The sequence below is a fragment of the Kosmotoga arenicorallina S304 genome, assembly GCF_001636545.1.
Lineage (GTDB): Bacteria > Thermotogota > Thermotogae > Petrotogales > Kosmotogaceae > Kosmotoga_B > Kosmotoga_B arenicorallina.
In genome coordinates this window covers 52,664-62,611 of the sequence record NZ_JFHK01000001.1, presented here as the reverse complement: position 1 = coordinate 62,611, position 9,948 = coordinate 52,664, and the positions used below count along the sequence as shown (strand labels likewise).

Genomic DNA, 9,948 nt, shown 5'->3' with positions numbered 1-9,948 from the left:
TCAAAGTGCATAACTTGAGAGTATCCATTACTCTCAAATTTGAACATATAGTAAATTTTTAGCTTTGCTCTATAAAATCCTTTTTATACTCAATCACTGAGGCTATAATTACGAGTAACTAAATGATCGGGGGTGGTTTTGTGAAAAAGTTATTGGTAGTTTCTCTTTTAGTAGTTGTGACCATGGCTTTTGGCGGTTATTTCATTGGGATAGGAGATGCAGGAAATGCTTATGGAATTGCAGCTGGCATGACGCTGGAAGACCTCTCTCTCTTTGGCTATAATGGTCACGGAACTCTAATGGCTGTGCTCGGAACGGGTGTGGGCGCTGCACTGGACCTTACACCCTTCGAACTTTTCTCGGGTGTTTTTGGCGATAATGAATACCACTTACTAATTGGTGCCGGTGCAGGGGGCTCTTTTGGTTTTCTTCTGAGCGGCGGATTCAACATCGGTGCAGGCGTTACCCTAAAAGTTCTGTGGGGAGAGCATTTCCTTTCCAAAACAACCGTTGGATTTGGCCTGGGCGGTTTTTATTCCGATAGCGCTCTGGCATACGTTTTTTAACCATTAGCAAAAAAAGCAGGGCTTTTCAAAGCCCTGCTTTTTTTATGAATTCTTAATCAGCTCAATCAAGCTTTGAGCGGCTTGAAGCGGGCCTGTTTGCTCATAGCCGCTTATACCAAGCTGAGTGTATATCTCTCCTATTTTTACCCCGCTCTTTATCATTGCTTCAATGTATTTACCTGCGATCTGGCTGTGCTCTTCTTTTCTCTGGACTGCCCCAAAAGGATTGGCAAAATAACTGTATGTGAGGCCTTTTTCAGCTGTTGTTCCCTTTGCCATTCTTGCGCCCTTTGAGAAAACTTCAAGTGCTTCTTCCAGGCTGTCGAAGAACCTCAACTTATTTCCTTCTTCAACCTTCTGGTAATTGTTCGCATATAAAAAATAATCAATCTTTGTTGGTCGCACTATTTCATCGTAATTTGAGTAAGGAACTATCACACGGGCATTCACAACATTCGGGTTCATAAATATGCTTCTATCCATCGTGGAATAAGCATAACCCGGCTGTAAATCATCGAGCCTGACAAAAGCACCTGTTTCCGTTCCATAAGCTACTACTTCGCCTTTCTGGTTTATATCCAGTGAGCCCATATCATCTATCAGAATGTTCACTTCTGAAACTTCTTCTTTCAGCTGGTTCAATGCGTCCAGGGTTTCAGATTTTCCGGCCCCGCTATCTCCTAAAAGCATCACATTTGCACTCTTGCCATTTGTCAGTCTAATATGAGCAAGAGCTCCATGAATTGGCAGCCTTCCTTCGTCTATGGTTAGAAGGTTATGAATGGTCAAAATCATTTTTTTCATATAGCCGAAATAATCAACAGAAGGATGATCGCCAACCATCCCCACATAAAAATCATTTTCTTTGTATATGACCCCATTTATATCTTCGGGCCTATCGAAAAACTCATCATCCATACCAAAAATGTAAATTCCATCAGGCTTTCTATTCCTTATATTGTCGAAGTTGGCTATTTCAAAGAGATTTCCAAGCCCAGCAGCAAGAGCGAGATATTCCTTATTGGTTATGACAAAAATCAGCTTTTTTCCAACGAATATCGGAAAAAGAAGCCAGTTTCGTGGTGTGTCAATATTCAACTTATGAAGAATTGGCTTATCAACAACTTTGAAAAGTCCCCGTCTTTTATTGGAACGGGTGTAAAAAATCACCGGTGGTTCAAAAACTATGCTCCACACAAAATCCAGGTCATATAGCCAGCTCGCCTTTTCTATCATGGCATCTTTGTGAATTTCTGGCCTGTCCACCAGGAAACTCACCTGAGCACCACCTGGTTCTTGCCTTAAAATCTTCAAGCTAACATCTGAGATGTTTATAAGAATTTGCCTGTATGTGCTCAAAACGAGACTCCTGAGTTCAGCGTTTGTATTCACTAAAACTGCCTGCTTGAATATTCTCTTGAGCCTTGCAGGTGTATAAGCATCCCGCCTGAGCATGAACCTGTGCTTGCTCCTCCACAGGTTAAACAGCCTATCCACAAACTTCACGAGCAACGTTTTCTTATCGCTGAGCAATGGAAAAGAGTAGCACCTTGAATTGTCGATTTCTTCTATTGTGTTGACCATTAAAGCCAGAAGGAGCTGCACCATAGAATTAAGATCATACTTCTCCTCAAAAACGGATTCTTTTGGATTCTTCACAAAGAGCTCAAAGAGCGAGCACAGTGAAGTCTTTTTGCGTTCGGAATCTTTTATCAGCTCGGTCAATAAAGAGCGAAAAGTTGCTGAATTAAAAATCTGCGTAACTGCGTTATACGATACGTGGCCATCTATTACAACACTTCTCATAAAATACCACCTCATTTAAAGTTATTACCACAACAATTTTACACCTCCACTTAAATCCAGTCCATTCCAGGAACTTTTGGGAATAATCTGGTTAGGCTCACGTGTGAAAGATTGCAGATATATCTCGTTAGCCTTTCGACACCAAAGCCACAACCTGCTGATGGCACAAGTCCCTCTTCTTCTGCAATTTGAAGATACCAGCTGAAATCTTCTATGCTTGTCCCTTTATACTCCATCCGCCTAAGAATTTGCTCGTAATCGTGTTCTCTTTCACCACCTGAGAGGACCTCTCCGAAGCCACCAGGCAAAATAAGATCCATGTCCAGCAACGTTTGACCATCTTCTGATAATTTGTCGTAAAATTCCCTATCTCCTATGGGAATATCTATCAACCAGAAGGGTTCTGCTGCCCTTTTCGAAAGTATTTCCTCAAAATCCCCCCCATACTCCTGAAAGGCATCCATATATTTCACCTTTCTAAAAGGAATCGAAGGGACCTTCATATCAGAACCAAGAAATTCGAGCTCCTTCTTGCAGCTTTGTTTTACACCTGATATAACGTATACAAGGAGGTTTTCTATCAAATCCATCACTTCTTCGCGCTTTGCCTCCTTCATTTCCAGGTCAATTTGGGTGAATTCAAAAAGATGCTTTCCGCTGTCCTTTTTCTCTACAGTTTCAAGGCGGACATTTGGCGAGACTATAAAAATCCTTTCAAAGGCGGTTACTGCAAGCTGCTTGTGAAATATCATAGATTGGGTTAGCTGGTATTCAGTGCCATAGTAATCAAACCTAACATTGAAAACTTCATGGTTTAGCGGATCTGTCAGGGGAGACACAATTGTTGGTAAAAGCTCTACAAAGCCTTTCTTTCTTAAAAATTCAGTAGCGTATGCTATTACCGATGCTTTTACCTTAACAGCGTTTCTGACGATAGGGTTGGAAAGATGAGGGATAACCTTTTCTGAAATTCTTCCGCTTTTTTCCATAAAATCACTCCTTATATAAAAAAATAAGGCCGATGGAAATCCATCGGCCGGTCCTTTGAAAATTGATAAGCAAAGGCTTAACCGACCGATCCCGGCCCGTTATTATTGTTATTAAGATTTATCACCATCAATATGCCCATACTATTCATCCCTTCGAAATGGGTTTTGACCATAATACCATAAGTAAATCCCAAATTCCAAATGCAAATATCTTTCCCTAAAAAATCAAACTTCTTGAAATTATTCACCGGATATGCAAAATATTTTGAATTCACACTAAAATTATTTTGAATTACCCGGAAATTTATTCAATCCTCTAAAAATATTTTAAAACCCCTGTTTCTCCTGTATCCTTTTGCCTATGCGCTTCACAGAATTTCTTCGTTTCGGTTTTTTGGGCGCGACTTAATTATTTTTAAGTTATACCTAAAAATTTTTAATGTTCCACTTGACAAATTGCAATTGTTTGTGCTATATTATGAATGTCAAAGATGATAACTCGAAAAAAGGGGGATGAAACGATGAAAAAGAGAAGGAATTTCAAAGAGATCGACAGGGAAATTGAAATCAGAAAGGAAAGGATTCTTCAGAGCATTTATTCCCAGCCTGGTTTTTGAGATTGCAAGGAGGTGGGGGCACGATGAAAAAGAGAAAGAGCTTAGCGCAGATTGACAGGGAAATCGAATTGATTAAAGAGAAGGTAATGAAGAGAATGTTCAGCCAGCCAAGAGGTTTTTGATAGGGGAGTAGGAGGTGAAACCCTATGTTGAAAAGAAAGGAAAGAAGGATTCACTACAAAGAAATCGACAATAGACTCGAAAAAATAAAAATGGACTTACTCTCACAGATGCATTACAGATTCTGACCCGATAGAAAGAAAAGGCGCCCCCTTTGGGGCGTTTTTTCTATTTTTGATAAGTTCCTAAAATCTTTTGTAGACTTCTATTCCCTTAAAAAAAGTTTTCAAGACCGTAAGGCTTTCATCGAGCACAACAAGATTGGCAAAATAGCCCCGGGCAATTCTTCCAAGCTTTTCAATACCAAGTTCTCTTATTGAGTTATAAGAAGAAACCTTTGAAAGTTCCATCAAATTGCATCCTGTAAATTTCTTGAAATTTTTGACGGCATTGTTGAACAGCAAGGAACTCCCCGCAATCGATCCATCCCTTGCAAGCCTGCATTTACCATCTCTTACCTCGACATCAAGGCCTCCAAGATCATAAATCCCATCTTCGAGTCCAGCGGCTGATATTGAATCGGTCACAAGCATTATCTTATCCGGACCTTTAATCCTGTAAACAAGATCCACAAATTCAGGTGCCAAATGAACGCCATCGGCTATCAGCTCAAGTTTGAAATCAAGATAGAGTCCAGACCCCATCCCACCGAGCTCTCTATGGTGAATCGGAACAAGAGCATTGGGAAAATGCGTTATCCTGTCGGCACCTGATTCAAAAGCAGTTTTCATTGCTTTATAAGTGGCGCTTGAATGTCCTATGCTAACTTTTATTTTTCTTGATTCAGACAGCTCTAACAGCTTTTTAAAGCCATCTATTTCAGGGGCTGCTGTTATAAGTTTCACAGGATTTTTCAAAACAGATTCAAGCCTCTCATCGAAAGGATAAATAAAATCAGGGTTCTGAGCCCCCTTTTTCTCCGGGTTAATAAAGGGCCCTTCCAGGTGTACCCCGACAATTGAAAGCGGCAATTCCTGCAAATTGAACAGCACCTTACGCAGAGCTTCGAAACTTGAAGAAACCGTTGTGGGCAAGAAAGATGTTACCCCTTGTTGAAAGTTCAACTCAGCCCATACTTCAAAATCCCGAGGCTTTGCGGACATGGTATCGATTCCACGTTGTCCATGTGTATGGGGATCTACAAAGCCGGGCATCACAATAGCTTTCGGAGTACACTCAAGGCGTCTTATGTCAACAATCTCTTCATCTTCAATGTTTATCGAGCCTGTATACTCACCATCAACAGGATCAACTATTAAGATATTTTCAAGTTTCATCACGGCATCACCTGCTTTAGTATTGGAAGACCGTATTGTGCAGCCTTCGCCTGATGCTCTGCATCATTGGGATGGTTGAACGCCGCCTTAGTCTTGTTCTGTTGCTCAAGAATATAACCCTCAGGCTACTCTTTGGATCTACCCATATTGAAGTCCCGGTAAACCCTGTATGCCCGTAAGCAGACCTATCAATAGTATCTCCCGAACTTCCTGAAAAATCAGGCATGCGCCAGCCAAGATGAGTCTTAATACCACCAAATTCAACTATCTCCCTGGTAAATAGCTCGTATATACTTCTGGGGAAAAGCAAGCCTTCTTCAAGCCCTTTTAACAGTCTGTAAAGATCCTCAGCGCTTGAAAAACAACCAGCGTTACCGCTTACTCCTCCAAGATAATAAGCCAGTTCATCGTCAGGCTTTCCTTTAAGAAACTCTCCCTCTCTCTTGCAGGTGGGGGCAACAAAAAGTGTATTAATATCAGGCAAAAAACCTGTGCTGTTCATTCCAAGGGGCAAAAATATCCTGTCATTAACAAAAACCTCAAAGGGAATCCCTGATATTCTTTCTATGATCGCCTTTAGAATAATAAAATTGATGCACGAATACTGAAAAGCTTTCCCGGGTTTAAGCTCTGGATTGGTAAACAACAAATGCTTCAGAAGAGCTTCACCTGATAGTTTCTTCCATGCAGTTGAATAAGGCGGCATTCCCGAAGAGTGTGTAACGAGATGAAAAATCGTAATCTGCTTCCGATTTGAGAATTCGTTTAAGTAAAGATACACAGGATCCCCCAGCGATAGCTTTCCCTGGCTCATGAGAAGCATTACAGCAGGCAAAACAGCAACAACTTTGGTTAGGCTCGCCAGATCGTATACCGTGTCAATTGAAACAGCTTTTGCATGTCTTTCCGGTGATTCTTTGCCAAAAGCCTTCAAAAAAAGTATTTCATCCCTTGTGCCAATCAGCACAACAGCTCCGGGATAGACGCCATTTTCTATCCCTTCCTTCACAACAGACTCTATGCACCTCATGTTTAAGTCCAGGTAAATCACCCCCCATTAATATTAACCCTCAGGAGGCAGGATAACAAATCTAAAGAAATGCTTTCTGCTTTGATTATCCAAAGAACAGGCTTGTTAGGCTTTTATATTTGCCATATTGTTTATTTGATATATACATTTAATATTTGGAATTACATATAATAAGTATTAGAATATGAATGTAATCATTTTCAGTAAGAAATCCATATAATGCCCTGTAAAGGGGGAGATCAATGGTGAATGTCAAATATCAGGCAAGCAAGAATCCTGGAAACCTCGAAAAAAACCGTGAGATTCCGGCATATATTTCCATTTACAGAACACTGAAAAAAAGGATAGAAGATGGCACATACCCAAAAAAGCTTCCAACTGAAAAAGAGCTTTGCAAGGAGTTTGAAGTCAGCAGGTTGACAATAAGGCGTGCTCTTGACGAGCTGAAAAGAGAAAGGCTTCTTGTATCAAGAAAAGGCAAAGGCACATTTGTGGAAGAGCGAAAGCGGGAAGAGCAGTTAAGCACTCTCGCAGGTTTTACGGAAGAGGCTGTAAGCGAGGGACATAAAGCAAAGTCCATCGTTCTGAAAAATGAGATCCTTTTCCCGCCTCCGGAAGTGATGGATGCCTTCAAGCTACCGCACAAAGGCATGGTCGTCCTGCTTGAAAGGGTGAGATTCCTTGATGACCAACCCATGGCAATAGAAAAGTGTTACCTTAATCCCCTAGTGGATATCAGAGTACTGAACATAATAAAAATGGATATGTCAAATGAATCCCTCTACAGGGTGCTAAAAGAGGAATTCGGCATCAGGTTTGACCATGCGGTTGAAATTATAGAAATCGCAAGGCTAACAAAATCGGAAGCAGAACATCTGGGTGTAGATGAAGGCGCATACGGCATTCTGAGGCATCGGCTCACTTATACAGCAGACGGAGCCTGCCTGGAATATGTCGAATCCATTTACAGAGGCGATAAATACAAATTGAAGGTCGTGAGAAAGTCATTGTCAACTACCCACCACCTATAGAGGTGGGGGCTTGTAGAAAAAGCCCTAGTTGACTACCCTCAGCCACTGAAATGGCTACGTTAGACTGGTCATGACACCCTGAAATGCTGCTCAAGTTTCAGGCTCTGTCATCTGTCATTAAACAGTCCTGAGGGGTAGGGACAGTGTGGCAGGCATAACAAGCCAGTCTAACATGGGGATGAGCATCTTACAGGGTTTTCCCTGACTTATCGTCAAAAGACGATTGGAGGTAATTGTTTGGTTTATGTTATTTCAAAAAACGGTAAACCACTAATGCCTACCAAAAGGCACGGCAAAGTGAGAAAGCTCTTAAAGCAGGGGCTTGCAAAAGTTGTTAGAAGAGAGCCCTTCACAATCCAGTTGTTGTATGATGCAACGACATACACACAGCCAGTAACTGTTGGTATTGATATTGGCTCAAAAGTAGTTGGTATTTCAGCAATAACAGAAAAACAAGAACTACTTAGTATGGAAGTAGAGCTCCGGCAGAATATAAAGAAATTACTTTTAAAAAGGAGAGAGTATAGAAGAAGCAGAAGACATCGCAAAAGAAGATACAGAAAACCGAGATTTTTAAACAGACGAAAAAAAGAAGGATGGCTTGCGCCAAGCGTCCAATGTAAAGTTGATGCACACGTTAAACTTATTAACTTAATAGCCAAAACACTGCCAGTTACAAAAATCGTAGTTGAGATAGCACCGTTCGACACACACAAAATTATCAATCCAGAAGTTGAAAGCGTAGATTATCAAAACGGAGTTCAAAAAGGGTTTTGGGATGTAAGAGAATATTGCCTATGGAGAGCAGGGTATAAATCTGAATTATCTGGTAAAAAAGGTATTTTAGAAGTTCACCATATAATGCCACGTAGTAAAGGTGGAACTGATAATCCTTCAAATCTGATAGTTTTGACAAGCGAAGAACACGAAGGTATCCATAAAGGCGAACTTAAAATACCGAAAAGCAAATTGAAGAAAGTCAAAATCTTAAAAGACGCAACTCATGTATCTACAATAGGTTGGTATATAGTCAATAGACTTAAAGAGCTCTTTTGTGTTGAAGTAACATATGGAAGCACAACGAAAGCAAGGAGATCAAAATTTGGTATAGAAAAATCACACAAAAACGATGCATTTGTCATTGCAGGAGGAGCGTTTCAAGAAAGGATTTGTGAATGGTACTTCGGAAAATATTTTAGAAGACAAAATAGGTCGTTGCACAAAGCTAACCCAATCAAGGGTGGAATTAGAAAATTAAATACTGTAAAAGAAGTTAAAGGGTTTAAGAGATTCGACAAAGTGAAATATAACGGTCAAATAGGTATAATCTACGGATTGAGAAACTCAGGATATTTTGACCTACGTACATTGAGTGGAGAGAAAATCCATTCGTCAGCCAAGTGGCAGAACTTAAAACTTATAGAAAGAGCAAGAACGCTGATACTGGAAAGGAGGGAACAGTGCATTCCTCTCCACCTTGTAGAAGGTGGAGTCTCCTGCGCTGGATTTTGATGAAAGTTATGGGGATTGATGGCGGAGGATCTAACCTCAGCGCTTCTGTATACGATGGTTCTGGATTTGAAAAAACACAGCTGTCATTTAGCTCAAATCTCTCCATAGTGGAGCGCAAAAGCCTGTTAGAAGCGTTAAATCTCATGAAATCGCGTCTCGGAACCCCGGAAGCGATAGTGGCATCCTTTTCGGGAGCAGGCGATCCTATAAGGGAAAGGATACTTTCAGAGACACTAAATGAAGTATTTCCGGCAGCTTACAAAGAAATCATCCCGGATATCGAAGGGATTTACCGCTCTTGCTTTCTAGAAAATCCTGGAGTTGTTGTTATTGCAGGAACAGGGTCTGTGGTTTATGGAAAAAATTCAAAAGGGGCTTCTTTTCGTGCGGGGGGATGGGGGCACCTTTTCAGTGATGAAGGAAGCGCTTTCTGGATATCTAAGGAACTTATCGCAAATGCTCTGAAGTATCGTGATGGCCTTGTTTCTCGTGATCCTATATTCGAAAGATTGTTGAAATATTTCAACCTTAAAGACCTTGAATCCCTTGCAAATCTCCAAATTTCAAGAAACTTCAAAGCTAAGATAGCTTCTTTCACAGAACCAGCTCTGGCTAATCCCACCCCTCTTGTTCTAAGAGTTCTTGATGAGGCCATAGAACTGCTTTCAAAAATGATAAACCTTATCTTGATAAAAACAAACTCAAAAAAAATAGTGCTCAGCGGTGGATGCTTTAAATCAGCACTCTATACCAAAAAAATAACAGAAAAATTTTCTAATTACGAGATCGAAATTTTTGATAACAGAATAGACCCATATATCGCAAAAGAGCTTTTCCAGAGGTTAAGCACAGAAAAAGCTAATCGATAATTCAATTTGTATTATCATACTTAATATGAATAGACATATTATGATACAATTATCTCTGATAAATAAGCTTATTTCTTTTGCATTATATCTGTTCGAATGTAATCGCCTATAATTTATCTTGGAGTAATGCA

At 40.4% G+C, this 9,948-nt stretch carries 8 protein-coding genes; 4 read left to right on the top strand and 4 right to left on the bottom strand.

Annotation, left to right across the window (positions count from 1 at the left end; all coding sequences use genetic code 11):
- The first annotated feature begins 140 nt into the window (after positions 1–140).
- Positions 141–566: a hypothetical protein gene (locus AT15_RS00195; RefSeq protein ID WP_068345166.1), complete on the top strand. Its 426-nt coding sequence runs from the start codon at positions 141–143 to the stop codon at positions 564–566.
- Between the two features lie 42 nt (positions 567–608).
- Here the strand turns inward: AT15_RS00195 and AT15_RS00190 are convergent, their stop codons facing one another.
- From AT15_RS00190 to AT15_RS00175, 4 genes are all read right to left on the bottom strand, one after another.
- The gene (locus tag AT15_RS00190; protein ID WP_068345164.1) at positions 609–2,372 is read right to left on the bottom strand and encodes an ATPase; all 1,764 of its coding nucleotides are present in this window, start codon (positions 2,370–2,372) and stop codon (positions 609–611) included.
- A gap of 50 nt (positions 2,373–2,422) precedes the next feature.
- Complete coding sequence (locus AT15_RS00185; RefSeq protein WP_068345162.1) at positions 2,423–3,361, bottom strand: asparagine synthetase A; 939 nt, start codon at positions 3,359–3,361, stop codon at positions 2,423–2,425.
- 922 nt (positions 3,362–4,283) lie between these two features.
- Positions 4,284–5,375 carry an N-acetylglucosamine-6-phosphate deacetylase gene (nagA, locus tag AT15_RS00180; protein ID WP_068345161.1) on the bottom strand — a complete coding sequence of 364 codons (1,092 nt, stop codon included), beginning with the start codon at positions 5,373–5,375 and terminating at the stop codon, positions 4,284–4,286.
- Between the two features lie 16 nt (positions 5,376–5,391).
- Complete coding sequence (locus AT15_RS00175) at positions 5,392–6,384, bottom strand: serine hydrolase domain-containing protein (protein ID WP_235598462.1); 993 nt, start codon at positions 6,382–6,384, stop codon at positions 5,392–5,394.
- Positions 6,385–6,647: 263 nt separating this feature from the next.
- On the opposite strand from AT15_RS00175, the gene AT15_RS00170 reads away from it, so the two are divergent.
- The 3 genes from AT15_RS00170 (at position 6,648) to AT15_RS00160 (ending at position 9,817) form a co-directional block, all read left to right on the top strand.
- Positions 6,648–7,436, top strand: coding sequence for a GntR family transcriptional regulator (locus tag AT15_RS00170; protein ID WP_084251356.1), 789 nt, complete (start codon positions 6,648–6,650; stop codon positions 7,434–7,436).
- A gap of 237 nt (positions 7,437–7,673) precedes the next feature.
- Positions 7,674–8,948, top strand: coding sequence for an RNA-guided endonuclease IscB (iscB, locus tag AT15_RS00165; RefSeq protein ID WP_084251355.1), 1,275 nt, complete (start codon positions 7,674–7,676; stop codon positions 8,946–8,948).
- Complete coding sequence (locus AT15_RS00160) at positions 8,948–9,817, top strand: BadF/BadG/BcrA/BcrD ATPase family protein (protein ID WP_068345153.1); 870 nt, start codon at positions 8,948–8,950, stop codon at positions 9,815–9,817. The genes iscB and AT15_RS00160 overlap by 1 nt, the downstream gene beginning before the upstream one ends.
- Positions 9,818–9,948: the final 131 nt, after the last annotated feature.

What these genes read in the sequence shown, in the direction of transcription:
- AT15_RS00190 (WP_068345164.1), bottom strand. Translation starts at nt 2,372, where the DNA reads ATGAGAAGTGTTGTAATAGATGGCCACGTATCGTATAACGCAGTTACG.
- AT15_RS00185 (WP_068345162.1), bottom strand. Translation starts at nt 3,361, where the DNA reads ATGGAAAAAAGCGGAAGAATTTCAGAAAAGGTTATCCCTCATCTTTCC.
- nagA (WP_068345161.1), bottom strand. Translation starts at nt 5,375, where the DNA reads ATGAAACTTGAAAATATCTTAATAGTTGATCCTGTTGATGGTGAGTAT.
- AT15_RS00170 (WP_084251356.1), top strand. Translation starts at nt 6,648, where the DNA reads ATGGTGAATGTCAAATATCAGGCAAGCAAGAATCCTGGAAACCTCGAA.
- AT15_RS00160 (WP_068345153.1), top strand. Translation starts at nt 8,948, where the DNA reads ATGAAAGTTATGGGGATTGATGGCGGAGGATCTAACCTCAGCGCTTCT.